The sequence below is a fragment of the Citrobacter sp. CFNIH10 genome (genome assembly GCF_002934585.1).
GTDB lineage: Bacteria > Pseudomonadota > Gammaproteobacteria > Enterobacterales > Enterobacteriaceae > Citrobacter_A > Citrobacter_A amalonaticus.
This window is the reverse complement of sequence record NZ_CP026216.1, coordinates 5129275-5155316: the sequence shown is the minus strand read 5'-3', so window position 1 is coordinate 5155316 and position 26042 is coordinate 5129275. Positions and strand designations below refer to the sequence as shown.

Sequence of the window (26042 nt, the reverse complement as noted above, 5' to 3'; positions counted from 1 at the left end):
GACTTCAGTGTCCCCTTCGTCTAGAGGCCCAGGACACCGCCCTTTCACGGCGGTAACAGGGGTTCGAATCCCCTAGGGGACGCCACTTGCTGGTTTGTGTGAGTGAAAGTCGCCGACCTTTGTATCTCAAAACTGACTCAGCGAGTCATGTTTGAGATATTTGCTCTTTAAAAATCTGGATCAAGCTGAAAATTGAAACGACACACATGTTATGTGTGTTCGAGTCTCTCAAATTTTCGCAACACGATGATGAATCGAAAGAAACATCTTCGGGTTGTGAGGTTAAGCGACTAAGCGTACACGGTGGATGCCCTGGCAGTCAGAGGCGATGAAGGACGTGCTAATCTGCGAAAAGCGTCGGTAAGGTGATATGAACCGTTATAACCGGCGATGTCCGAATGGGGAAACCCAGTGCAATTCGTTGCACTATCGTTAACTGAATCCATAGGTTAACGAGGCGAACCGGGGGAACTGAAACATCTAAGTACCCCGAGGAAAAGAAATCAACCGAGATTCCCCCAGTAGCGGCGAGCGAACGGGGAGCAGCCCAGAGCCTGAATCAGCATGTGTGGTAGTGGAACGGTCTGGAAAGGCCGGCGATACAGGGTGACAGCCCCGTACACAAAATTGCATGTGCTGTGAGCTCGATGAGTAGGGCGGGACACGTGGTATCCTGTCTGAATATGGGGGGACCATCCTCCAAGGCTAAATACTCCTGACTGACCGATAGTGAACCAGTACCGTGAGGGAAAGGCGAAAAGAACCCCGGTGAGGGGAGTGAAAAAGAACCTGAAACCGTGTACGTACAAGCAGTGGGAGCCTCTTTAATGGGGTGACTGCGTACCTTTTGTATAATGGGTCAGCGACTTATATTCTGTAGCAAGGTTAACCGAATAGGGGAGCCGAAGGGAAACCGAGTCTTAACTGGGCGTTAAGTTGCAGGGTATAGACCCGAAACCCGGTGATCTAGCCATGGGCAGGTTGAAGGTTGGGTAACACTAACTGGAGGACCGAACCGACTAATGTTGAAAAATTAGCGGATGACTTGTGGCTGGGGGTGAAAGGCCAATCAAACCGGGAGATAGCTGGTTCTCCCCGAAAGCTATTTAGGTAGCGCCTCGTGAATTCATCTCCGGGGGTAGAGCACTGTTTCGGCTAGGGGGCCATCCCGGCTTACCAACCCGATGCAAACTGCGAATACCGGAGAATGTTATCACGGGAGACACACGGCGGGTGCTAACGTCCGTCGTGAAGAGGGAAACAACCCAGACCGCCAGCTAAGGTCCCAAAGTCATGGTTAAGTGGGAAACGATGTGGGAAGGCTCAGACAGCCAGGATGTTGGCTTAGAAGCAGCCATCATTTAAAGAAAGCGTAATAGCTCACTGGTCGAGTCGGCCTGCGCGGAAGATGTAACGGGGCTAAACCATGCACCGAAGCTGCGGCAGCGACACTAAGTGTTGTTGGGTAGGGGAGCGTTCTGTAAGCCTGTGAAGGTGTGCTGTGAGGCATGCTGGAGGTATCAGAAGTGCGAATGCTGACATAAGTAACGATAAAGCGGGTGAAAAGCCCGCTCGCCGGAAGACCAAGGGTTCCTGTCCAACGTTAATCGGGGCAGGGTGAGTCGACCCCTAAGGCGAGGCCGAAAGGCGTAGTCGATGGGAAACAGGTTAATATTCCTGTACCAGGTGTTACTGCGAAGGGGGGACGGAGAAGGCTATGTTGGCCGGGCGACGGTTGTCCCGGTTTAAGCGTGTAGGTGTGTGTTCCAGGTAAATCCGGTTCACTTTAACACTGAGGCGTGATGACGAGGCACTACGGTGCTGAAGCAACAAATGCCCTGCTTCCAGGAAAAGCCTCTAAGCATCAGGTAACATCAGATCGTACCCCAAACCGACACAGGTGGTCAGGTAGAGAATACCAAGGCGCTTGAGAGAACTCGGGTGAAGGAACTAGGCAAAATGGTGCCGTAACTTCGGGAGAAGGCACGCTGATATGTAGGTGAAGCGATTTACTCGTGGAGCTGAAATCAGTCGAAGATACCAGCTGGCTGCAACTGTTTATTAAAAACACAGCACTGTGCAAACACGAAAGTGGACGTATACGGTGTGACGCCTGCCCGGTGCCGGAAGGTTAATTGATGGGGTTATCCGTAAGGAGAAGCTCTTGATCGAAGCCCCGGTAAACGGCGGCCGTAACTATAACGGTCCTAAGGTAGCGAAATTCCTTGTCGGGTAAGTTCCGACCTGCACGAATGGCGTAATGATGGCCAGGCTGTCTCCACCCGAGACTCAGTGAAATTGAACTCGCTGTGAAGATGCAGTGTACCCGCGGCAAGACGGAAAGACCCCGTGAACCTTTACTATAGCTTGACACTGAACACTGGTCCTTGATGTGTAGGATAGGTGGGAGGCTTTGAAGCGCGGACGCCAGTTCGTGTGGAGCCGCCCTTGAAATACCACCCTTTAATGGCTGGTGTTCTAACGTGGGCCCGTAATCCGGGTTGCGGACAGTGTCTGGTGGGTAGTTTGACTGGGGCGGTCTCCTCCTAAAGAGTAACGGAGGAGCACGAAGGTTAGCTAATCCTGGTCGGACATCAGGAGGTTAGTGCAAAGGCATAAGCTAGCTTGACTGCGAGCGTGACGGCGCGAGCAGGTGCGAAAGCAGGTCTTAGTGATCCGGTGGTTCTGAATGGAAGGGCCATCGCTCAACGGATAAAAGGTACTCCGGGGATAACAGGCTGATACCGCCCAAGAGTTCATATCGACGGCGGTGTTTGGCACCTCGATGTCGGCTCATCACATCCTGGGGCTGAAGTAGGTCCCAAGGGTATGGCTGTTCGCCATTTAAAGTGGTACGCGAGCTGGGTTTAGAACGTCGTGAGACAGTTCGGTCCCTATCTGCCGTGGGCGCTGGAGAATTGAGGGGGGCTGCTCCTAGTACGAGAGGACCGGAGTGGACGCATCACTGGTGTTCGGGTTGTCATGCCAATGGCACTGCCCGGTAGCTAAATGCGGAAGAGATAAGTGCTGAAAGCATCTAAGCACGAAACTTGCCCCGAGATGAGTTCTCCCTGACCCTTTAAGGGTCCTGAAGGAACGTTGAAGACGACGACGTTGATAGGCCGGGTGTGTAAGCGCAGCGATGCGTTGAGCTAACCGGTACTAATGAACCGTGAGGCTTAACCTTACAACGCCGAAGCTGTTTTGGCGGATTGAGAAAATTTTCAGCCTGATTACAGATTAGATTAACCGGCGAAAGGCGGGTTAATAAACAGAATTTGCCTGGCGGCTGTAGCGCGGTGGTCCCACCTGACCCCATGCCGAACTCAGAAGTGAAACGCCGTAGCGCCGATGGTAGTGTGGGGTCTCCCCATGCGAGAGTAGGGAACTGCCAGGCATCAATTAAGTGAAGAGCCCATCCTGACGGATGGGCTTTTTTGCGTTTCTGCGCTGCAAATTTGGAGTGTGGCTTTGCCTTATCCGGCCTGCTGTCAGGGCGAGGCTCCGTGGTTAACGGACACGACCGTCCAGAATAGTCGAACCTCTGCGCGCGCCGTCACGATGAATCTCATCAACTGATCCCTGCGCTTACTCCTAAATTCTTTCCCTGCTAATTAAAACCGCGATCGCTGTCACACAATAATATATAACAATTATATAACATTTCTTTTACTAAAAAAGACAGAAAACGCAACCGGATCTTTGGCAGGAGTACAACTTTAATGACTGAAAGCAGTGTAACTGCGAACGGGTCACTGACTGATAGTGATACCCGTCGTCGCATATGGGCAATTGTAGGCGCGTCATCCGGAAATCTGGTTGAATGGTTTGATTTCTATGTCTACTCGTTTTGCTCGCTCTATTTTGCCCACATCTTCTTTCCTTCCGGAAACACGACAACGCAGCTACTACAAACCGCAGGCGTTTTTGCGGCCGGGTTTTTAATGCGTCCGATTGGTGGTTGGCTATTCGGTCGTATAGCCGATAAACATGGTCGTAAAAAATCCATGCTTTTGTCCGTTTGTATGATGTGTCTGGGATCGCTGGTGATCGCTTGCCTGCCAGGTTATGAAACCATTGGAACCTGGGCTCCGGCGCTGTTACTGCTGGCGCGTTTGTTCCAGGGATTATCTGTTGGTGGGGAGTATGGCACCAGCGCAACCTACATGAGTGAAGTTGCTGTCGAGGGCCGTAAGGGGTTTTACGCCTCTTTCCAGTACGTCACACTTATCGGTGGTCAACTGTTGGCGCTGCTGGTTGTGGTTGTCTTACAGCAGACTATGGAAGATTCAGCCCTCAGAGAGTGGGGCTGGCGTATTCCTTTCGCATTAGGCGCAGTACTGGCGATTGTGGCGCTCTGGTTACGTCGTCAACTGGATGAAACATCAAAGCAGGAAACGCGTGCGCTGAAAGAGGCGGGCTCGCTGAAAGGGTTAAGGCGTAACCGTAGAGCGTTCATCATGGTGCTCGGGTTCACCGCGGCGGGATCGCTGTGCTTCTATACCTTCACTACCTATATGCAAAAGTATCTGGTAAACACCGCAGGTATGCATGCCAATGTGGCAAGCGGCATTATGACGGCGGCGCTATTTGTTTATATGCTTGTGCAGCCGCTGTTTGGTGCGTTGTCAGATAAAATTGGCCGACGTACCTCCATGCTGTGTTTCGGCGCGCTGGCAACCCTGTTTACTGTCCCCATTTTGACCGCGCTTCAGAATGTGACTTCGCCGTATGCAGCATTTGGTCTGGTAATGTGCGCGCTGCTGATCGTCAGTTTCTACACCTCGATCAGCGGTATATTGAAAGCTGAAATGTTCCCGGCACAGGTTCGCGCATTAGGAGTGGGGCTTTCTTATGCCGTGGCGAATGCTCTGTTTGGTGGTTCGGCGGAATATGTGGCGCTGTCGCTGAAGTCTGTCGGTATGGAGACGTCGTTCTTCTGGTATGTCACCGTTATGTCGATCGTCGCATTTTTGGTTTCGTTGACGTTGCATCGCAAAGGGAAAGGTCTGCGCCTCTAGTGATGCGCCATTTGCCAGAGGGTATAGCCGGTCGTTGCACCGGCGACATCCCAGGCAAAGTCTTTCCAGCTCCAGCCGCTCCCTGCGGGGCGGCTATCCCAAAGCTCCTTTGACGCCCCCAGACTGACCGAGAACATAAACCCTATCATCGCACTGTGATCGCGGCTGATTCCCTGATGTTGCGCGTACTCATTACCTGCGGCTGAGAGCATCGCGGAAGCAATAAAGTGCTGTGCTTTGTCCTGCCCACTCCAGCTATCCTGCGCCATATGGCTACAGCCTGACAGAATAAAGGCGCTCAGAAGAAAAATAACGCGCACCATGCCCCCATAGAAAAAACCCCGTTCAGGACGGGGTTTCACTTTTACAGAATACGGCTTATCAGCCTGTCGATTCGAATACGACGTAATCGACGGATCAGTTTGCGAACTTTTACCGGGTAATCGGCAATGCTCTGCAAGTCACGATAGTGTTTAACGACCGTGGTATGCGTACGAATTAGCGCCAGCTCTTTCTCGCGCTGTGCAGCCAGCTCTTGCTTAGGATCGTGGATCAGGATTGCATTTTCCAGATCCAGACGCCAGGCGCGCGGGTTGAGGTTGTTCCCGGTCAGCAGCATCCACTTGTCATCGATCCACATCCCTTTGAGATGGTAGGTATTGTCGTCATCTTTCCACAAGCGAACGACCAGTTGATCGGTATTGACGTAATACTGCAAACGACTCAGGAAACGACGCAGGTTAATCTCATAGAGATAGGGCAATGCGCCAATTATCTTAAATGGTTCATTTTCCGGGATATAAAAATCGTTGGCGGTTTTATCCCCCACAATGATCTCAACCTTCTTCCCTTCGCGCAGCAGTTGAATGATGTTGCGAACAAGAATTGCTGGCAGGTTGAAATAGGGGGTGCAAATCGTGAGCTTATGCTCCGCACAGGGCATAAGGTGGAAAATGGTTTTGTTCAGCAGGCTGGATTTCCCCAGACCGACCAATGGCGTCACGGACAGCTGTTCATTATCGGCATCGCCCTGGAAGTGATAAGCCGCGTCACGAAGCTCCTGGCGGTATAAACGAATGTCGTTTTTAATCTCCGGGCTTTTCGGACGCTGGGTATTATCCAGACGATTTACGCCACGACCGTTCATCAGGTTCTGGGTCACCCACTCGAACATGATGTCTGCCATTCTGGCGTTGCGGATTAGCTGATAGCGGTCATAGCGATATTTATCGTGCTGATGCAGATAGACATCGTTAAGACTGGCGCCGCTGTACAGGACGCTATCATCAATGATAAAGCCTTTAAAGTGCAGCACGCCAAGGGCTTCGCGGGTATTGATCGGCACACCGTATACCGGCACATCGACACCCGGATTTTCATGCGCCATTCGGCAATACCAGTCGGCGTTGGTATTGGATGCTGCCGCGCCAATACGTCCACGCTGCGCACGATGCCAGTCGACGAGTACCCGAACATCCAACTCAGGACGCTGCCGTTTCGCCTCGTAAAGCGCGCTAAGAATGCCTTTGCCACCGTCATCCTGTTCCAGATACAGGGCAATAATGCAAATGCGCTGCTTCGCGCTGGCTATCTTTTCCAGCAGGGTCTCCCTGAACCTGGCGGGAGCATAAAAGAAATCGACATCATCAACTGATTGAGAAATCTTAGGTAGTTGGGCAAGGTGTTGTTGATGTTTATTACGCTTAAATTTTGACAACATCACAGTGCATTTCTTCTCTGTTCATTGAAGGGTCCTCTGTGCTATGCAGACGACATAAGCGGGCAATGATAACACCGTCCCCGTTAAAGTGGTCAACATTTCCAGTACCTTACTCACGATTCCTCGGGCGGAGCCAGATCCAGCGACAGCCCGACGATTCCCTCTTCGAGCTGGATATCCACGCTAAACCCAAGCTTACGCGCCAGCGCGACCATGCCACGATTATTTGGCATCGTAATACCATTCAGCCTTCTCAGTCCGTGATCTCGTGTATAGGTAATCAATTTTTCCAGCAATCGACGACCCAATCCTAACCCTTTGAGATCGGAACGAACCAGTACGGCAAATTCCGCATCAACATTATCCGGATCGGAGATCGCTCGCGTCACTCCCAGGATCTCTTCCGTTCGTTCTACGCGCCTCACCGCAACAAACGCCATTTCCCGATCGTAGTCGATTTGCGTCATGTTGGCTAAATCTTCATGAGTAAATTCATTGATCTCGCTGAAATAGCGGTAATAAAGATCTTCTTTGGTGACCTGGGAAATAAACTGCTGAAGCTGGGGTTCATCTTCTGGCAGGATAGGACGGAACAGACATTGCTCGCCATTTTTCATCTCCACCCACTCTTCCAGTTGATGCGGATAGGGGCGAATGGCAAGACGACTTTCGTTATCGCCCTCGAATGGGGCGATATCCAGCGTGACATCCAGGGCGGTAAACTCACCGGCGGAGGCCAGCAGCGGGTGAATATCCAGACGCTGGATCTCCGGGCAGTCGACAATCAGGTTTGAGACCTGAACCAGCAACTGACTTAACCCCGCGACATCCAACGGGCGCAGCGCACTGCGGCCACGGATCTTTTTATTCTTGATCGCCTGAATCACTAAATAACGCGCCAGATTCATGTTTAGCGGCGGTAATGCCACCACGGCCTGCTCTTCAGGCCGCCACTCAACGCCGCCTTCACCCAACATAATCAATGGGCCAAATACGGGATCGTGCTCAACCACCACGCGCAGTTCCTGCGCTCCCGCACGGTTCGCCATACTTTGCACCAGCAGACCGTGGATCCGCGCCTGGGGCCAGGTCATTTTCACACGATCAATAATTGCATTGGCTGCCTGTTGAACTTCGTTTGCCGTACGCAGGTAGAGCATTACGCCCTGAACTTCAGATTTGTGCGGGATGTCCGGTGAACGCAGCTTCAGCGCGACCGGGTAGCCAATCTGTTCTGCAATATGGACGGCCTCGATGCTGTCGCCGGCAATCCAGGTCGGGAGCGTATGTAAGCCATAAGCCTGCAGGATCGGCTGAACCTCATGGGTATCGAGTGAAGTTGCTCCATCGGCAATCGCCTGCTGAAGCAGATCATGCGCCTGGGCCGTGTTGGAGGTCAGATTGCTGGGCAGGGCCGGCGTTTCACGCAGCTGTTTCTGGTTGCGCCGGTATTCGACCATATGCATAAACGCAGTGATCGTCCCTTCCGGAGTACGATAGGTAGGGAGTCCGGCTTCACTGAACAGTCTACGGGCTTCCTGAGAGGAAAACTCGCCACACCAGTTGGTCAATAGCGAGACAAATTTTCCACGCGGGTGGTGCTTAACGGTTCCAATCAGCGTTTGTGCACACTCAGTGGCGGGGGCGGCGGCACTGGGGGAGTGAATCACCATCAGTGCGTCAAAGTCCTGGCTGGCGAGCAGAATGTCCAGCGTTCGGGTGTAATGTTCAATGCTGGCATCATCACGCAGGTCCAGCGGGTTGGCGATCTCGACATGGGCAGGCAGAGCATCGCGCAGTTTCTGGCTGGTCTCTTCACTCAGCATGGCGAGCTTGCCGTTGCGGGACCAAAGTTGATCAAGCGCCAGCGCCGCAGGCGCGGCACCGTTACTGATGATCATCAGCCTGTCACCGCGCAGAGGACGCATATGGCTGAGCGTTTCCACTGCGGAAAAGAGCTCATGGGTATCTTTCACGCGCAGCAGACCGGCGCGTTGAATGGCGGCATCCCAGGCCGGATCCATTCCGGCGCTGGTATGCAATAACCGCTGCGCTGCCGGGCTGCGACCGCTCTTAATCACCAGAATGGGTTTGTTGCGCGCGGCGCTACGGGCGGCGGATACAAAGTGCCGGGCATCGCTGAGATGTTCGAGATAAAGCAAAATAGCGCTGGTTTTGCTGTCACGCGCCAGATAATCCAGCAGCTCATCGACATCAATATCCAGGCTGTCGCCGAGGGCAATGAAATAGGAAAAGCCCATTTCCCGCTGCTGTGCCCAGTCGAGAATGGTATTGGAAACCGCAGCGGACTGAGAAATAAAGGCCAGTTTGCCGCGCTTAATCGGGACCGGCGAGAAGCTGGCATTCAACCCCTGCCAGGGTGCCAGCAGGCCAAGACTGTTAGGGCCGAGCAGACGCATGTTGTAGCGTTGCGCACAGGTCAGCAGTTCTGCATGTTGCGCGCCAGGGGCCGAGAGAATAATGCAGGTTTTACAGCCTTTTTCCCCAAGCGCTTCCAGCAAGGCCAGATTACGGCTGGCATTGGTACACAGCACGGCAAGGTCGGGGGTGAAGGGCAGACTGGCAATATCGGGCCAGGCCAGGACGCCCAGAACGGCTTTCCAGGCTGGGGTTACCGGCAAAACGGGACCGTTAAATCCTCCTGCCAGCAGATTGCGCATCATCAGATATCCCGCCCGATTGGGCTTCATCGATGCCCCGATCACCGCGATCGATTTTGGTCGCAGAAGTGCTTCCAGTCCTCGCTGACTCATACCGGTTTCCCTTACACAGAAGTGACCGAATGATTCTAAACGCTTTCTGCTGATTCTGCTGTGATGCTTCCCTGATGTTGGGTTTTTCCCGCGAGGTAGCGCGTTTTAAAACGGGTAAAGTGCTCGCCGAGGCTGCTTGCTGCATCGGTATCACCGGCCAGATCCAACAGCGCAATGGCGACTTCAGCGGTACAATACTGCCCTTCGGCATGGACTTCACGCAGGTGATAGGCCGACAACCGCGACAGATCCACCGAGATCACGGGGAGAGAGTCGAGATACGGGCTTTTACGGAACATCTTACGCGCTTCCGGCCAGGTGCCGTCGAGCATAATAAACAGCGGAGGCTTACCTGTCGGTGGAGTGGAAATCACCACACGTTCAGCATCGGCATAGGAGGCGGGGAACACTACCATCGGCTGATACGTCGGGTTTTTCACCAGATCCAGCAAGGCCTGCGGTGGTTCTGTCCGCGACCACTGAAACGCGGCAGTATCCGGTAAAATATCGGCGATCAGACGCCCGGTATTGCTCGGTTTCATCGGTTCAGTATCAAACATCACCAGACAAAAACGGCTCGTTGCCTGAGAAGGCGACAGCGTCGCGCACAGGCAAAGTTTCAGCGGCAGCAAGCAGCGCTGGCAGCGACGAATGCGATTGCCTCGGGCGAGAAAAGGGCGAGTGGCGCGCGCCAGACGTTCAGCGCGAAGCGTGAGAACAGCGTTTTCAGTCATAGAGAATACGTTGAAAAACGTCATTGTCGCAGAGGTGAAAACGGGGCACAAGATGCGCCCCGCAGAGTTTACAGTGACTCGTTCAGCCAACTATCAAATGGCGCTTTGGGAACCGCGCCGTTCAGCATGTCGACAACCTGACCGTTTTTGAAGATCATAATGGTGGGAATACTACGGATACCAAAGCGTGCACTGAGCTCTCGTTCCGCTTCCGTGTTGATCTTCACGAAGCGAACTTTGCCGCTGCGTTCTTCGGCAACATCTTCAAAGATCGGGGCGAAGTTACGGCATGGGCCGCACCACGGTGCCCAGAAATCGATTACGACGGGCAGATCGTCTTTGAGCAGTTTATCCAGTGTTTCACCGGTCGCATTGATCACCTCCCCGTCGAACAGGTCGTGACCACAGCGTCCGCATTTTGCCGCATCCTCAACCCGATCGTCGGGAATGCGGTTGATGGCCTGGCAGCTGGTACAAACGGTATTCATAACTAACCTCTGGATGCGTCGGGGTATTGAACGGCAGAGACGCCGGTATGTTTCTAATATGTTACATATTATCGATGAGACTGTTTTAAACGACAATCTGTTTTATTCAATGAGTACAATAGTCATAAGCTTTTAAATGAAATAATGGCTAACCTGGCGCACATCGGGTAATCTGCGCGCTTCGCGCAGCGCTGGTGGAGAAAAGCATGAACGATGAATTGAAAAACAAAAGCGGCAAGGTCAAAGTGATGTATGTCCGCAGTGATGATGATTCTGATAAACGTACCCATAACCCGCGTACCGGGAAAGGTGGCGGGCGTCCAGGAAAATCTCGTGCCGACGGTGGCCGTCGCCCCGCCCGCGATGAAAGAACCCCTCAGAACCGCGATCGCAAGCGTGAAGACTCACCGTGGCGGACCGTGTCCCGCGCGCCGGGTGATGAAACGCCTGAAAAAGCCTATCACGGTGGTATCAGCGGTAAAAGCTTTATCGATCCTGAAGTCTTACGTCGTCAACGTGCAGAAGAGACCCGCGTTTACGGTGAAAATGCCTGTCAGGCCCTGTTCCAGAGTCGTCCGGACGCGATTGTCCGCGCCTGGTTCATTCAGAGCGTCACGCCGCGCTTCAAAGAAGCATTACGCTGGATGGCGGCAAACCGCAAAGCGTACCATGTGGTTGATGAAGCGGAACTGGCGAAAGCTTCAGGTACCGAACATCACGGCGGTGTCTGCTTCCTGATTAAAAAACGTAACGGCACGACGGTGAAACAGTGGGTAAGCCAGGCGGGCGCGCAGGACTGTGTGTTAGCGCTGGAAGCTATTTCTAACCCGCACAACCTCGGTGGCATGATGCGTAGCTGCGCGCACTTCGGTGTGAAAGGCGTAGTGGTGCAGGATGCGGCGCTGCTGGAGTCCGGTGCGGCGATTCGTACCGCAGAAGGCGGTGCCGAACACGTTCAGCCGATTACCGGCGACAGCATCGTTGATGTGTTGGATGATTTCCGTCAGGCGGGTTACACCGTGGTGACAACGTCCAGTGAACGCGGTAAGCCGCTGTTTAAAACTGAACTGCCAGAGAAAATCGTCCTGGTGTTAGGTCAGGACGTTGACGGTTTGCCGGATGCGGCGCGCGATGCCAGCGATCTGTGCGTTAAAATCGACGGTACGGGGAATGTTGAAAGCCTGAACGTCTCGGTGGCAACCGGTGTGCTGCTTGCCGAATGGTGGCGTCAGAACAAAGCCTGATGGAAAAATGCCAGCGATTCGCTGGCATTTTTTTTATTCGCTCTCCGCCGGTAAAACGGGCATCCAGTCAATCGGCTTCTCGCCGCGTTGTTCCAACCACTGATTCGCCAACACAAAATGGTTACAACCAAAAAATCCACGATGCGCCGAGAGCGGTGAAGGATGAGGCGCTTTCAGGACATGATGACGTTTTTGATCAATGATCGCGCCTTTCTTCTGCGCATGAGAGCCCCAGAGCAGAAAAACCACCCCTTCACGATGTTGATTAATCAGGCCGATCACTTTATCGGTGAACGTTTCCCATCCCAGACTGGCATGAGAGTGCGCCTGACCCGCCCGCACGGTTAATACCGTATTAAGCAGCAGAACGCCCTGATGCGCCCAGCTTTCCAGATAACCGTGGGCAGGACGAGTGAAACCGGGGATCGACCCCTCCAGTTCCTTATACATGTTCAGCAGCGAAGGGGGCGTAGCAATACCGGGGCGGACAGAAAACGCCAGACCATGCGCCTGCCCGGGACCGTGGTAGGGATCCTGTCCAAGGATCACGACCTTGACATCACCCAGCTCGGTGAAGCGAAACGCATTGAACACATCTTTTTGCGGCGGATAAACCGTGATCCCGGACTGACGCTCTCCGGCGACGGTATGCAGCGTATTGATAAAGTAGGGCTGCTGTTTCTCTTCAGCCAGCACATCGTGCCAGGTTAATTCAGTGGCCATCTCGCTCTCCTGCGAATTCTCGATCGTCATAGCTTAACTGCTTCTTTCAACGGCGCAAAATTCTCTCCGCGATGATGTGCGCTACGCACTTAATAAAGTTGAAAATTTGTGTAAAAAGTTTATGTCTTCACATGGCGTAAGTTGATGTAAAACAATAAAATCATCTCATCTCCCTATTCTGCATGTGGATTTTATTGATTTAAATCAATGAATCGAGGGTGTTAGGGGGGTATATATACACTCAAGCAACAATGGTTTTACCAATTGGCCGCGAGCCGGCCAACCCTAATCAAATACTTTGCCGGGGAGGCATCACAATGATTACAGGTATCCAGATTACTAAAGCCGCTAATGACGATCTGCTGAATTCCTTCTGGCTGCTGGACAGCGAAAAAGGCGAAGCGCGTTGCATCGCAGCGAAAGCCGGTTTTGCCGAAGATGAAGTGGTAGCGGTCAGCAAACTGGGTGAAATTGAGTACCGCGAAATTCCGATGGAAGTGAAACCGGAAGTTCGTGTGGAAGGTGGCCAGCACCTGAACGTTAACGTTTTGCGTCGTGAAACGCTGGAAGATGCGGTTAAGCATCCGGAAAAATACCCGCAGCTGACTATCCGTGTTTCGGGTTATGCCGTGCGCTTTAACTCACTGACGCCGGAACAGCAGCGCGACGTTATCGCTCGTACCTTTACTGAAAGCCTGTAAGGCTTAACGTTTAAATAAAAACGCCGGGAAATCCCGGCGTTTTTTTACTCTTCATTTGACTCCTGCGGCGTCGTTGCCGCACTCGGCTTACGACGTTTACCAATGTTCCTGGTATCGCGATGGCGTTTCTTCACGCGTGGTTTCTCTTTGTCTTTCTCTTTTTTCTTCTCTTCACGTTTCGCGAGTGCTTTTTTCGACGGTTTGCCCGTCATCTTTTCGCTCGGAGCGCGTGAGGTTGGGCGCAACTCATCAATCACCCTGGATTTCAGCGGTTCTTCAATGTAGCGACCAATTTTCAGCAGCAGCAGGTGATCGTGCGCTTCGACCAGCGAGATTGCGGTGCCCTTGCGACCGGCGCGGCCGGTACGGCCAATGCGGTGCAGATAGGTGTCTCCGCTACGCGGCATGTCGAAGTTAATCACGTGGCTGACGTCAGGAATATCGATCCCGCGTGCGGCAACATCGGTGGCGACCAGCACGTTAACGCGACCGTCAGTAAGACGCTTAATGCCTTCGTTACGCTTGATCTGCGCCATCTCACCTTCGAGATAGCAGTTGTTGATCCCCGCCAGACGCAGCTTTTCAGCCAGTTCGTGCACGCGCTCGCGCTTGCGGACAAACACAATGGTACGGGTGGCGTCGTCTTGCTTCAGCAGGTGCTTCAGCAGTTCGAATTTATGTTCGACGTTATCCGCGCGGTAATACCACTGGTGGATCTTCTTACGTTCGCGGGTGGATGGCGTAGCGGAGACTTCGACTGGCTCTTCCAGCAGACGTTCGGCAAAATCTTTAATCGCATCGCCTTCCAGCGTGGCGGAGAACAGCATCGTCTGTTTGCGCCAGCGCGTTTCCCCGGCGATGTGCTCGATGTCCTGGGCAAAGCCCATATCCAGCATTCGGTCGGCTTCGTCGAGGATCAGCGTTTCGACGGCGCGGCAGTCAAAATTCTCTTCTTTAATATACTGCAGCAGACGCCCGGTGGTGGCGACCACGATATCCTGGTTTTCGCTGAACACTTCGGCGTGGTTCATGTAGGCTACGCCGCCGGTAATTGTCGCGATATCCAGATGGGTGTTTTTGGCCAGTTCACGGGCATGATCGGCGACCTGCATCGCCAGTTCGCGAGTCGGAGTCAGGATCAAAATACGTGGCGGACCGGATTTTTTACGCGGGAAGTCGAGCAGGTGCTGCAACGCTGGCAGCAAATACGCCGCCGTTTTACCGGTGCCTGTCGGCGCAGAACCGAGTACGTCACGGCCTTCGAGTGCAGGCGGAATGGCGGCAGCCTGAATGGCGGTCGGGCGAGTGAAACCTTTTTCCTGGAGGGCATCCAGCAGGCTTTCATCGAGTTCAAGTTCGGAAAAAGTCGTTACAGTCATGTTCTACCTCTGTGTGGGGCGCTGATTATAGACGTTACGGCTGCAATCTTCATCTGTTTGTATGGATATCGCTTCTCAGGTATTGTTTTCACCAGGTGCTGTTGCCGTTTTTCCTGCAAGGTTTTTAATTCATGCCTCAGTCTACATCCGTCCTTCGTCGTAATGGATTTACTTTTAAACAGTTTTTTGTCGCGCACGATCGTTGTGCGATGAAAGTCGGAACAGATGGGATTCTGTTAGGGGCATGGGCACCGGTGGCGGGCGTAAAGCGGATCCTCGATATCGGTACCGGCAGCGGACTGTTGGCGCTGATGCTGGCGCAGCGTACTGATGAAAGCGTCACCGTTGATGCCGTTGAACTGGATAGCGATGCCGCCGCGCAGGCGCAAGAAAACGTTACCCAGTCGCCGTGGGCGGATCGGGTAACGGTGCAGGCGGAAGATGTCCAACATTGGGCGGCACGGCAGACCGTTAAATATGACCTTATCATCAGTAACCCGCCGTATTACGAGCAGGGCGTCGAGTGTGCTACACCGCAGCGGGAACAGGCGCGTTATACCACGATGCTGGATCATTCTGCGCTGTTAGCGACGGCGACGGGGCTGATCACGGAAGAGGGATTCTTGTGTGTTGTGTTGCCGGAAAATATCGGCAATACCTTCACGCAGCAGGCGTTAAATATGGGCTGGCATTTACGGCTACGCACCGACGTTGCTGAAACGGAGGCGCGGTTGCCGCATCGGGTGCTGCTGGCATTCTCCCCTAAGAAGGGGGAATGCTTTAGCGACAGGCTGGTGATTCGCGGGCCGGATCAGCGTTACTCCGAAGGTTATACGGCGCTGACCCAGGCATTTTATCTGTTCATGTGAGCCGTTAACGGCGAGAGCACAGACGGGCCAGATTCCTCCAGCAGTGCCGGATAATCGAGCGTGTAGTGCAGACCGCGGCTCTCTTTGCGCATCATCGCACAGCGCACAATCAGCTCGGCGACCTGAACCAGGTTGCGTAACTCCAGCAAATTATTCGAGACGCGGAAATGGGCGTAATACTCGTCGATCTCCTGTTGTAACATAGTGATACGACGCAGGGCCCGCTCCAGACGTTTGGTGGTGCGCACAATCCCCACGTAGTCCCACATAAACAGCCGCAGCTCATGCCAGTTATGCTGAATCACCACCAGTTCGTCAGGGTTGTCCACGCGACTTTCATCCCAGGCGGGCAGGGCGCTTACGCCACGGGCGTAAGGCATTCGTCTGTCGATATCTTCCGCTGCGGACCAGCCGTACACCAGACACTCCAGCAGCGAGTTTGAGGCCATCCGGTTCGCGCCGTGCAGGCCGGTGTAGCTCACTTCCCCGATCGCATACAGGCCGTCCACATCGGTACGACCAAAGTCGTCAACCATCACGCCGCCGCAGGTGTAGTGTGCTGCTGGCACGATGGGCACTGGTTCTTTGGTCAGGTCGATACCCAGCCCCAGCAGCTTTTCGTAAATCATCGGGAAATGCTGACGCACAAAGGCTTCTGGCTTATGGCTGATATCAAGGAACATACAGTCCGCACCGAGACGCTTCATTTCATGGTCGATAGCGCGGGCGACGATATCGCGCGGCGCCAGTTCCCCTCGCGCGTCAAAGTCTGGCATAAACCGCGTGCCGTCCGGGCGTTTGAGATGAGCACCTTCTCCGCGCAGCGCTTCGGTAAGCAGGAAATTACGTGCCTGGGGATGATACAGCGCGGTAGGGTGGAACTGATTAAATTCGAGATTCGCAACCCGGCATCCCGCACGCCAGGCCATCGCAATACCGTCGCCGGAGGAAATGTCCGGATTCGTTGTATATTGATACACCTTTGATGCGCCGCCGGTCGCCAGCACGACAGACTTCGCGTGACAGGTTTCCACCGCCTCTTTATTCCGGTTCCAGACCCATGCCCCCACGACGCGTCGTGTGCCGGGCAGGCCAATTTTGTCGGAGATGATTAAATCGACGGCATTACTGCGTTCCAGTACCCGGATGTTTGGATGGCTTTGCGCCTTGCTGACCAGCGTGGTTTCCACCTCTTTACCGGTGGCATCAGCGGCATGCAAAATGCGACGATGGCTATGACCACCTTCACGCGTCAGATGGTAACTCTCTTCACCGTTAGGCTGCACCTGGGTATCAAATAGCACCCCCTGATCAATCAACCACTGTACGCAGGGACGGGCGTTGCTGGCGACAAACTCCACCGCATGGCGATCGCAAATACCAGCGCCGGCAATGAGCGTATCTTCCACATGTGAATCAATGCTGTCGGTTTCATCGAAAACGGCGGCAATCCCGCCCTGCGCATAGAAAGTGGAGCCTTCGCTGACGGGACCTTTACTCAGCACGATAACCTGGTGCTTTTCAGCCAGGCGCAGCGCCAGCGAGAGTCCGGCAGCGCCGCTACCAATAATTAACACGTCACAAGAAAGTTCAGGCGTAGTTTTCATGATATTTTGTTTAATGTACTAAACAGTGTTTGGCCAGCATAGCACCAGAATCTGCGATTCAGCACGTTTTATTTTCAGTGTTGTTGTAATGACTAAACAAAACGGTGCGATGTAAAAGGATGTCAGGTGGGGAAACCATTTTGCGCGGCGGGCCGTAAGCATCAGATTAGAGGATGAAATAAAGTGGCCGTTGGGTTACTCTGCAACCGGTTTATGGGCATTTTTAAAGATAGTGCGTTGTTCAGACTCGGTAGACTTATAATGAGAGATAATGACCGTCTACAACATGACAAACAAAAAACAGATGCGTAACGGAACTTTACAAAAACGAGACACTCTAACCTGTTGCTTGCTCATAGTGCAGCTAATGGAGTGGCGTTTCGCGAACGCGTGGAAATTTGGTTTGGGGAGACTTTACCTCGGATGAGCGAGCAGTTAACGGACCAGGTCCTGGTTGAACGGGTCCAGAAGGGAGATCAGAAAGCCTTCAATTTACTGGTAGTACGCTACCAGCATAAAGTGGCGAGTCTGGTTTCCCGTTATGTCCCGTCGGGCGATGTTCCCGATGTGGTGCAAGAATCATTTATTAAAGCCTACCGTGCGCTGGACTCGTTCCGGGGAGATAGTGCTTTTTATACCTGGCTGTATCGCATTGCGGTGAATACAGCGAAGAATTACCTGGTGGCTCAGGGGCGTCGTCCGCCATCAAGCGATGTTGATGCGATTGAAGCAGAAAACTTCGAAAGTGGCGGTGCGCTGAAAGAAATTTCGAACCCTGAGAACTTAATGTTGTCAGAAGAACTGAGACAGATAGTTTTCCGAACTATTGAGTCCCTCCCGGAAGATTTACGTATGGCAATAACCTTGCGGGAGCTGGATGGCCTGAGCTATGAAGAGATAGCCGCTATCATGGATTGTCCGGTGGGTACGGTGCGTTCACGTATCTTCCGAGCGCGGGAAGCTATTGATAATAAAGTTCAACCGCTTATCAGGCGTTGACGATAGCGGATACTGGAAAAGGTATTAGGCATGCAGAAAGAAAAACTTTCCGCTTTAATGGATGGCGAGACGCTGGATAGTGAGTTGCTCAACGAACTGGCTCACGATTCGGATATGCAAAAAACCTGGGAAAGCTATCACCTGATCCGTGATTCAATGCGGGGTGATACACCTGAGGTGCTTCATTTCGATATTTCCGCTCGCGTAATGGCCGCTATTGAAGATGAGCCGGTACGCAATACGGTGCCATTCATTCCAGAGGCCCAGCCTGCGCCGCAGCAATGGCAGAAAATGCCATTCTGGAAAAAAATGCGTCCGTGGGCCGCGCAACTTACCCAAATGGGCGTTGCCGCGTGCGTATCGCTTGCAGTTATCGTTGGTGTCCAGCACTATAATGGACAATCTGAAACGTCCCAGCAGCCTGAAACGCCGGTCTTCAATACTTTGCCGATGATGGGTAAAGCCAGCCCGGTAAGCCTGGGAGTACCTTCTGATGCGACCGCGAATGGTGGGCAGCAGCAGCAGGTACAGGAGCAGCGTCGTCGGATCAACGCCATGTTGCAGGATTACGAACTGCAACGCCGACTGCACTCCGAACAGCTTCAGTTTGAGCAGGCACAGACACAGCAAGCCGCTGTTCAGGTGCCAGGAATTCAAACTTTAGGAACGCAATCGCAGTAATGAAGCAACTTTGGTTTGCCATGTCACTTGTGACGGGTAGCCTGTTCTTCTCTGTCAACGCCTCGGCCAACACTGCGTCCGGGGCGTTGTTGCAGCAGATGAATGTGGCGAGCCAGTCACTCAATTACGAGCTGTCATTCGTCAGCATCACGAAACAAGGCGTTGAGTCTCTGCGTTATCGCCATGCTCGCCTGGAAAATCGTCCGCTTGCGCAGCTGCTGCAAATGGATGGTCCGCGTCGTGAAGTGGTCCAGCGCGGAAATGAAATTAGCTACTTCGAGCCTGGACTCGAACCGTTCACTCTGAACGGTGACTATATCGTCGACTCCCTGCCGTCGCTTATCTATACCGATTTCAAACGTCTTGCTCCCTACTATGATTTTATTGCTGTGGGTCGTACCCGAATTGCCGATCGCCTGTGCGAAGTGATTCGCGTGGTCGCGCGTGATGGCACGCGTTACAGCTATATTGTCTGGATGGATACGGAAACGAAGCTGCCGATGCGGGTCGATCTCCTCGATCGCGATGGCGAAACGTTAGAGCAATTCCGGGTGATTGCCTTCACCGTGAATCAGGATGCCGGTAGCGGCATGCAGACGCTGGCGAAAGCCAGTTTGCCGCCGCTGCTCTCTGTTCCGGCGGGTGAAAAAGCCAAATTCAGCTGGAATCCGACCTGGCTTCCGAAAGGGTTTAGCGAAGTGTCCAGCGGGCGCAGACCGTTGCCAACGATGGACAACATGCCGATTGAATCGCGTCTCTACTCCGACGGTCTGTTTAGCTTCTCTATTAACGTCAATCGGGCGACTCAGGCCAGCACCGACCAGATGCTGCGCACCGGGCGCAGAACGGTCAGCACCAGCGTACGCGACAACGCGGAAATTACCATCGTGGGTGAATTGCCGCCGCAGACAGCGAAGCGCATTGCCGACACCATTAAGTTCGGAGCCGCGCAATGATCAAAGAGTGGGCTACCGTGGTGTCATGGCAAAACGGTGAGGCATTGGTGAGCTGTGATGTGAAAGCGTCCTGCAGCAGCTGCGCTTCACGTTCAGGATGTGGCACCCGCGTGCTGAATAAACTCGGGCCGCAGACCACGCATACCATTGTGGTGGCGAGCGATGTGCCGTTAGAACCTGGGCAGAAAGTGGAGCTGGGGATTGCCGAAGGCAGTCTGTTAGGTTCCGCCATGCTGGTTTATCTGTCGCCGCTGGTGGGGTTATTCCTCATCGCCTCCCTGTTTCAGGTGCTGTTTGGCTCAGATCTCGCGGCGTTAAGCGGCGCGATACTGGGCGGCGTCGGCGGATTCCTGATTGCCCGTGGCTATTCCCGCAAGCTGGCTGAACGCGAAGCCTGGCAACCCGTTATTCTTAATGTTGCTCTCCCATCCAGTACGATTCGCGTTGAAACGCCCTCCACCGAAACGGCACCATGATATTCTTGCCGGATGGCGGTTTCGCCTTATCCGACTTACAAACGGTCAGCAAGTCCAGTAGACCCGATAAGCTTGCGCCATCGGGCATCATGCTTCTCTTACGATGTTTTACATCAGAAAAGCGATGCCGTTTCCAGTTCCCGCTATCCTGACTTTATGAACATTTCCTCGCCTCAGCGTTGTAGTGTAGAATGCGGCGTTTCAGTTAAACAGACGTTAAGCTCAGAACAGCGACTTCTCAAAGCCTGTCCAACCAGGCGTAAGGCACAATAATTACACTATATGAAGAACATACGTAACTTTTCGATCATTGCTCACATCGACCACGGTAAATCGACGCTGTCTGACCGTATTATTCAGATCTGCGGTGGCCTGTCTGACCGTGAAATGGAAGCGCAGGTTCTCGACTCGATGGATCTTGAGCGTGAGCGCGGTATTACTATCAAAGCGCAGAGCGTAACGCTCGATTTCAAATCCGCTGATGGTGAAACATACCAGCTTAACTTCATCGACACCCCAGGCCACGTTGACTTCTCGTATGAAGTTTCTCGTTCGCTTGCCGCTTGTGAAGGCGCACTGCTGGTGGTGGATGCCGGGCAGGGCGTCGAAGCGCAAACCCTGGCAAACTGCTACACCGCGATGGAAATGGATCTCGAAGTGGTGCCGGTCCTCAATAAAATTGACCTGCCAGCCGCCGATCCCGAGCGTGTCGCCGAAGAGATTGAAGACATCGTTGGTATTGATGCGACTGATGCCGTGCGCTGCTCGGCGAAAACTGGCGTGGGCGTGACCGACGTTCTGGAACGTCTGGTGCGTGATATTCCGCCGCCGCAGGGCGATCCGGATGGACCGTTACAGGCGCTGATCATCGACTCCTGGTTCGATAACTATCTCGGCGTTGTCTCGCTGGTGCGTATTAAAAACGGTACCCTGCGTAAAGGCGACAAAATCAAAGTGATGAGTACCGGTCAGACCTATAACGCTGACCGTCTGGGGATCTTCACGCCTAAACAGGTTGATCGTACCGAGCTGAAGTGCGGCGAGGTAGGTTGGCTGGTGTGTGCGATTAAAGACATCCTCGGCGCACCGGTTGGCGATACCCTGACTCAGGCACGTAACCCGGCAGAAAAAGCGCTGCCAGGCTTCAAAAAGGTAAAACCGCAGGTTTATGCGGGCCTGTTCCCGGTCAGCTCTGATGATTACGAGAACTTCCGCGACGCGCTGGGCAAGCTTAGCCTCAACGACGCCTCTCTGTTCTATGAGCCGGAAAGTTCTACTGCGCTGGGCTTCGGCTTCCGCTGTGGCTTCCTTGGTCTGTTACACATGGAGATCATTCAGGAGCGTCTGGAACGTGAATACGATCTCGACCTGATCACCACCGCGCCGACGGTTGTGTATGAAGTCGAAACCACCGCGAAAGAGACGATTTACGTCGACAGCCCGTCCAAGCTGCCACCGCTGAATAACATCTATGAGTTGCGCGAGCCGATCGCGGAATGTCACATGCTGTTGCCTCAGGCATACCTCGGTAACGTGATTACCCTGTGTATTGAGAAGCGTGGCGTGCAGACCAACATGGTTTACCACGGTAACCAGGTGGCGCTGACTTATGAAATCCCGATGGCTGAAGTGGTACTCGACTTCTTTGACCGCCTGAAGTCCACCTCACGCGGTTATGCGTCTCTGGATTACAACTTTAAACGCTTCCAGGCCTCCGACATGGTGCGTGTTGATGTCTTGATCAACAACGAACGTGTCGATGCGCTGGCGCTGATCACTCACCGTGATAACTCGCAGAGCCGTGGTCGTGAGCTGGTGGAGAAGATGAAAGATCTGATCCCACGTCAACAGTTCGATATTGCGATCCAGGCGGCGATCGGGACGCATATCATTGCGCGTTCTACTGTGAAACAGTTGCGTAAAAACGTTCTGGCAAAATGCTATGGCGGCGATATCAGCCGTAAGAAAAAGCTGTTGCAGAAGCAGAAAGAAGGTAAGAAGCGGATGAAGCAGATCGGTAACGTTGAGCTGCCTCAGGAAGCGTTCCTCGCCATTCTGCATGTCGGCAAAGACAGCAAATAATCCTTAAGGAGTTGGCATGGCGAATATGTTTGCCCTGATTCTGGTGATTGCCACATTGGTCACGGGCATTTTATGGTGCGTGGATAAATTTATCTTCGCACCAAAACGTCGGGAGCGTCAGGCGGCGGCACAGGCTGCAGCCGGAGATTCACTGGATAAGGCAACGCTGAAAAAAGTCTCGCCGAAGCCTGGCTGGCTGGAAACTGGCGCTTCGGTTTTCCCGGTGCTGGCTATCGTGCTGGTTGTGCGTTCGTTCATCTATGAACCTTTCCAGATCCCATCAGGTTCGATGATGCCGACGCTGTTGATCGGTGACTTTATTCTGGTGGAGAAATTTGCCTACGGTATTAAAGATCCGATTTACCAGAAAACCCTGATCGAAACGGGTCATCCCAAACGCGGTGATATCGTGGTCTTTAAATACCCGGAAGATCCACGGCTGGATTACATCAAGCGAGCGGTCGGTTTGCCTGGTGATAAAGTGACCTATGATCCGGTCGCGAAAGAAGTGACTATTCAGCCGGGTTGCCGTTCGGGTCAGGCGTGTGAGAACGCCCTGCCGGTCACCTATAGCGATGTTCAGCCGAGCGATTTTGTGCAGACGTTTGCACGTCGTAACGGTGGTGAAGCCACCAGTGGTTTCTTTGAGATCCCGCTGAGTGAAACGAAAGAGAACGGTATTCGTCTGTCCGAGCGTAAAGAGACGCTGGGCGACGTGACGCACCGTATTCTGACCGTGCCGATTGCTCAGGATCAGGTGGGGATGTATTACCAGCAGTCCGGGCAGCCGCTGGCGACCTGGATTGTGCCGCCGGGCCAGTATTTCATGATGGGCGACAACCGCGATAACAGCGCGGACAGCCGTTACTGGGGCTTTGTCCCGGAAGCGAATCTGGTCGGTAAAGCCACTGCCATCTGGATGAGTTTCGACAAACAAGAAGGCGAATGGCCGACTGGCGTTCGTTTAAGCCGCATTGGTGGTATCCACTAATTGCCGCGAATCGTTCACGTTGTCGTCGTTATGACGGCAACGTGAATTATTTCTTCGATAAATCTGCCCAGGCTAACGACATCCCTCGTCGTTGTGTATAGAATATTCCCCCGAAGTTTCAGGTTGGCGCCTCCAGGTCGCCACGGCACACGAAACAGCGTTGGTCCCCCTATATGAGCGTACATAAGCTGCTTAACGCGGCCGGAAGGATGCTACATATATCAGGTCTGTTTCGTGTGCTGAATTGTTGACGCATTTATTTATTGGTATCGCATGAACCCCATCGTAATTAATCGGCTTCAACGGAAGCTGGGCTACACTTTTACTCATCAGGAGTTGTTGCAGCAGGCATTAACCCATCGCAGTGCCAGCAGCAAACATAACGAGCGTTTAGAATTTCTTGGCGACTCAATTTTAAGTTTTGTGATTGCAAATGCGCTGTATCACCGTTTCCCGCGGGTGGACGAGGGTGATATGAGCCGTATGCGCGCGACGCTGGTGCGCGGGAATACGCTGGCTGAATTAGCCCGCGAGTTTGATCTGGGCGAATGTCTGCGCTTAGGGCCTGGCGAACTGAAAAGCGGTGGCTTCCGTCGCGAATCGATTCTGGCCGATACCGTCGAAGCGTTGATTGGCGGGGTTTTCCTTGACAGTGACATTCAGACCGTCGAAAAGCTGATCCTCAACTGGTATCAGACTCGTCTGGACGAAATCAGTCCTGGCGATAAGCAAAAAGATCCGAAAACGCGTTTGCAGGAGTATTTGCAGGGTCGCCATCTGCCGCTGCCGTCTTATCTGGTGGTACAGGTGCGTGGTGAAGCGCACGATCAGGAATTTACTATCCACTGCCAGGTCAGCGGCCTGAGTGAACCGGTGGTTGGCACAGGTTCGAGCCGTCGCAAGGCGGAACAGGCTGCCGCCGAACAGGCGTTGAAAAAACTGGAGCTGGAATGAGCGACGAAAAAACCTATTGCGGATTTATTGCCATCGTCGGTCGTCCGAATGTTGGCAAATCCACGCTGTTGAACAACCTGCTCGGGCAGAAGATTTCGATCACCTCCCGTAAAGCGCAGACCACGCGTCACCGTATTGTCGGGATCCATACCGAAGGGCCCTGGCAGGCGATTTACGTCGATACCCCCGGTCTGCACATGGAAGAAAAACGCGCGATTAACCGTCTGATGAACAAAGCGGCCAGCAGTTCCATTGGTGATGTTGAACTGGTGATCTTTGTGGTGGAAGGCACCCGCTGGACGCCGGATGACGAGATGGTGCTCAATAAACTGCGTGACGGTAAAGCGCCGGTGATTCTGGCCGTCAACAAAGTAGATAACGTGCAGGAAAAAGCCGATCTGCTGCCGCATTTGCAGTTCCTGGCAAGTCAGATGGACTTCCTCGACATCGTACCGATCTCTGCGGAAACCGGGATGAATGTCGACACCGTCGCAGGCATCGTGCGCAAGCATCTGCCTGAAGCGGAGCATCACTTCCCGGAAGATTACATCACCGATCGCTCACAGCGTTTTATGGCTTCTGAAATCATCCGTGAAAAGCTGATGCGTTTCCTTGGCGCTGAACTGCCGTACTCCGTGACTGTGGAAATCGAACGCTTCGTGTCAAACGAGCGCGGCGGTTATGACATCAACGGGCTGATCCTCGTTGAGCGCGAAGGGCAAAAGAAGATGGTTATTGGCAACAAAGGGGCCAAAATCAAGACCATCGGTATTGAAGCGCGTAAAGACATGCAGGAAATGTTCGAAGCTCCGGTTCATCTTGAACTGTGGGTGAAAGTGAAATCCGGCTGGGCCGATGACGAACGCGCGCTGCGCAGTCTCGGTTACGTCGACGATCTCTAAACCTGCGCTCCGAACAGGCGACGAGTATGATGGAGGGCTGGCAGCGCGCATTTGTCCTGCATAGTCGCCCCTGGAGCGAAACCAGCCTGATGCTGGACGTCTTCACGGAAGAGTCGGGTCGCGTGCGTCTTGTTGCTAAAGGCGCACGTTCTAAACGCTCTAATCTGAAAGGTGCCCTTCAACCTTTTACCCCCCTGTTAGTCCGCTTTGGCGGACGTGGCGACGTCAAAACGCTGCGTAGCGCGGAAGCGGTTTCTCTGGCGCTCCCTCTGAGCGGTATCACGCTGTACAGCGGCCTGTACGTCAACGAACTGCTCGCCCGCGTGCTGGAGCACGAAACCCGCTTTTCTGAACTCTTTTTCGATTATCTGCATTGCATTCAGGCACTGGCGGGGGCTACGGGAACGCCGGAACCCGTGCTGCGTCGTTTTGAACTGGCGCTGCTCGGCCACCTCGGGTATGGAGTCGATTTCCTGCACTGTGCGGGCAGCGGTGAGCCGGTGGATGACACCATGACCTACCGCTATCGCGAAGAAAAAGGCTTTATCGCCAGCGTTGTGATTGATAACAGCACCTTTACCGGACGCCATCTGCGGGCGCTGGCAGAACGCGAATTTCCGGATGTTGATACGCTACGTGCGGCGAAACGCTTTACCCGCATAGCGCTGAAGCCGTATCTTGGTGGTAAACCCTTAAAGAGCCGCGAATTATTCCGGCAGTTCATGCCGAAGCGAACATAAA

General features: G+C 53.5%; 21 protein-coding genes, 1 tRNA gene, 2 rRNA genes and 1 pseudogene. 17 read left to right on the top strand and 8 right to left on the bottom strand.

The features are described 5' to 3' along the window. Positions 1–9 precede the first annotated feature (9 nt). From C2U53_RS29305 to C2U53_RS29290, 4 genes are all read left to right on the top strand, one after another. A tRNA-Glu gene (locus tag C2U53_RS29305) sits at positions 10–85 on the top strand. A 195-nt stretch (positions 86–280) separates the two neighbouring features. After that, positions 281–3187 (top strand): 23S ribosomal RNA (locus C2U53_RS29300). A 94-nt stretch (positions 3188–3281) separates the two neighbouring features. Next, positions 3282–3397: ribosomal RNA gene (gene rrf, locus C2U53_RS29295) — 5S ribosomal RNA — on the top strand. Between the two features lie 325 nt (positions 3398–3722). Then, on the top strand, positions 3723–5021 hold the full coding sequence (locus C2U53_RS29290; RefSeq protein WP_104446844.1) for an MFS transporter: 1299 nt from the start codon (positions 3723–3725) through the stop codon (positions 5019–5021). On the opposite strand, the gene C2U53_RS29285 is transcribed toward C2U53_RS29290, so the two are convergent. The 5 genes from C2U53_RS29285 to trxC all read right to left on the bottom strand — a co-directional run bounded on the left by C2U53_RS29285 (position 5018) and on the right by trxC (position 10737). After that, positions 5018–5344 carry a YfiM family lipoprotein gene (locus C2U53_RS29285; protein WP_072011114.1) on the bottom strand — a complete coding sequence of 109 codons (327 nt, stop codon included), beginning with the start codon at positions 5342–5344 and terminating at the stop codon, positions 5018–5020. The two genes, C2U53_RS29290 and C2U53_RS29285, sit on opposite strands and share 4 nt — an antisense overlap. 41 nt (positions 5345–5385) lie before the next feature. Next, entirely contained in the window at positions 5386–6741 is a 1356-nt protein-coding gene (pssA, locus tag C2U53_RS29280; protein WP_044253171.1) for a CDP-diacylglycerol--serine O-phosphatidyltransferase, read from the bottom strand. Between the two features lie 113 nt (positions 6742–6854). Further along, a complete protein-coding gene (gene pat, locus C2U53_RS29275; protein WP_104446843.1) occupies positions 6855–9515 on the bottom strand; it encodes a protein lysine acetyltransferase in 2661 nt (886 codons plus the stop codon). Positions 9516–9550: 35 nt separating this feature from the next. Then, positions 9551–10249 (bottom strand): tRNA-uridine aminocarboxypropyltransferase, encoded by a 699-nt coding sequence (gene tapT / locus C2U53_RS29270; protein WP_042999706.1) that lies wholly within the window; start codon positions 10247–10249, stop codon positions 9551–9553. Positions 10250–10317: 68 nt separating this feature from the next. Next, entirely contained in the window at positions 10318–10737 is a 420-nt protein-coding gene (gene trxC, locus C2U53_RS29265; protein WP_042999707.1) for a thioredoxin TrxC, read from the bottom strand. A gap of 206 nt (positions 10738–10943) precedes the next feature. On the opposite strand from trxC, the gene C2U53_RS29260 reads away from it, so the two are divergent. After that, positions 10944–11981 carry a tRNA/rRNA methyltransferase gene (locus tag C2U53_RS29260; protein ID WP_104446842.1) on the top strand — a complete coding sequence of 346 codons (1038 nt, stop codon included), beginning with the start codon at positions 10944–10946 and terminating at the stop codon, positions 11979–11981. 33 nt (positions 11982–12014) lie between these two features. Here C2U53_RS29260 and ung read toward each other — a convergent pair whose 3' ends face one another. After that, positions 12015–12704 (bottom strand): uracil-DNA glycosylase, encoded by a 690-nt coding sequence (ung, locus tag C2U53_RS29255; protein WP_042999709.1) that lies wholly within the window; start codon positions 12702–12704, stop codon positions 12015–12017. Between the two features lie 317 nt (positions 12705–13021). Between ung and grcA the strand changes: the two genes are divergently transcribed. Then, positions 13022–13405 (top strand): autonomous glycyl radical cofactor GrcA, encoded by a 384-nt coding sequence (gene grcA, locus C2U53_RS29250; protein ID WP_044253162.1) that lies wholly within the window; start codon positions 13022–13024, stop codon positions 13403–13405. A gap of 44 nt (positions 13406–13449) precedes the next feature. Here grcA and srmB read toward each other — a convergent pair whose 3' ends face one another. Continuing rightward, complete coding sequence (gene srmB, locus C2U53_RS29245; RefSeq protein ID WP_044326604.1) at positions 13450–14784, bottom strand: ATP-dependent RNA helicase SrmB; 1335 nt, start codon at positions 14782–14784, stop codon at positions 13450–13452. 131 nt (positions 14785–14915) lie between these two features. Here srmB and trmN point away from each other — a divergent pair, with 131 nt between their 5' ends. Beyond that, entirely contained in the window at positions 14916–15653 is a 738-nt protein-coding gene (trmN, locus tag C2U53_RS29240; RefSeq protein ID WP_044253159.1) for a tRNA(1)(Val) (adenine(37)-N(6))-methyltransferase TrmN, read from the top strand. Here trmN and nadB read toward each other — a convergent pair. Beyond that, the gene (gene nadB / locus C2U53_RS29235) at positions 15638–17260 is read right to left on the bottom strand and encodes an L-aspartate oxidase (protein WP_044253156.1); all 1623 of its coding nucleotides are present in this window, start codon (positions 17258–17260) and stop codon (positions 15638–15640) included. The two genes, trmN and nadB, sit on opposite strands and share 16 nt — an antisense overlap. A 261-nt stretch (positions 17261–17521) precedes the next feature. On the opposite strand from nadB, the pseudogene rseD reads away from it, so the two are divergent. The 10 genes and pseudogenes from rseD to recO all read left to right on the top strand — a co-directional run bounded on the left by rseD (position 17522) and on the right by recO (position 26041). Further along, positions 17522–17687 (top strand): annotated as a pseudogene (gene rseD, locus C2U53_RS30075) (rpoE leader peptide RseD). Further along, entirely contained in the window at positions 17684–18259 is a 576-nt protein-coding gene (gene rpoE / locus C2U53_RS29225; RefSeq protein ID WP_000003307.1) for an RNA polymerase sigma factor RpoE, read from the top strand. The pseudogene rseD and the gene rpoE overlap by 4 nt, the downstream one beginning before the upstream one ends. Positions 18260–18289: 30 nt before the next feature. After that, positions 18290–18940, top strand: coding sequence for an anti-sigma-E factor RseA (rseA, locus tag C2U53_RS29220; RefSeq protein ID WP_042999714.1), 651 nt, complete (start codon positions 18290–18292; stop codon positions 18938–18940). Next, positions 18940–19896, top strand: a complete 957-nt coding sequence (gene rseB, locus C2U53_RS29215) for a sigma-E factor regulatory protein RseB (protein ID WP_042999715.1) — start codon at positions 18940–18942, stop codon at positions 19894–19896. The genes rseA and rseB overlap by 1 nt, the downstream gene beginning before the upstream one ends. Further along, positions 19893–20372 carry a SoxR-reducing system protein RseC gene (rseC, locus tag C2U53_RS29210; protein WP_044253150.1) on the top strand — a complete coding sequence of 160 codons (480 nt, stop codon included), beginning with the start codon at positions 19893–19895 and terminating at the stop codon, positions 20370–20372. The genes rseB and rseC overlap by 4 nt, the downstream gene beginning before the upstream one ends. Before the next feature lie 282 nt (positions 20373–20654). Further along, positions 20655–22454, top strand: a complete 1800-nt coding sequence (gene lepA, locus C2U53_RS29205; protein WP_042999780.1) for a translation elongation factor 4 — start codon at positions 20655–20657, stop codon at positions 22452–22454. A gap of 16 nt (positions 22455–22470) precedes the next feature. Beyond that, entirely contained in the window at positions 22471–23445 is a 975-nt protein-coding gene (gene lepB / locus C2U53_RS29200; protein ID WP_044253147.1) for a signal peptidase I, read from the top strand. A 273-nt stretch (positions 23446–23718) separates the two neighbouring features. Next, entirely contained in the window at positions 23719–24399 is a 681-nt protein-coding gene (gene rnc / locus C2U53_RS29195) for a ribonuclease III (protein WP_042291512.1), read from the top strand. Beyond that, entirely contained in the window at positions 24396–25301 is a 906-nt protein-coding gene (era, locus tag C2U53_RS29190; RefSeq protein WP_042999782.1) for a GTPase Era, read from the top strand. The genes rnc and era overlap by 4 nt, the downstream gene beginning before the upstream one ends. A 29-nt stretch (positions 25302–25330) precedes the next feature. Continuing rightward, entirely contained in the window at positions 25331–26041 is a 711-nt protein-coding gene (recO, locus tag C2U53_RS29185; protein WP_043001853.1) for a DNA repair protein RecO, read from the top strand. Position 26042: the final 1 nt, after the last annotated feature.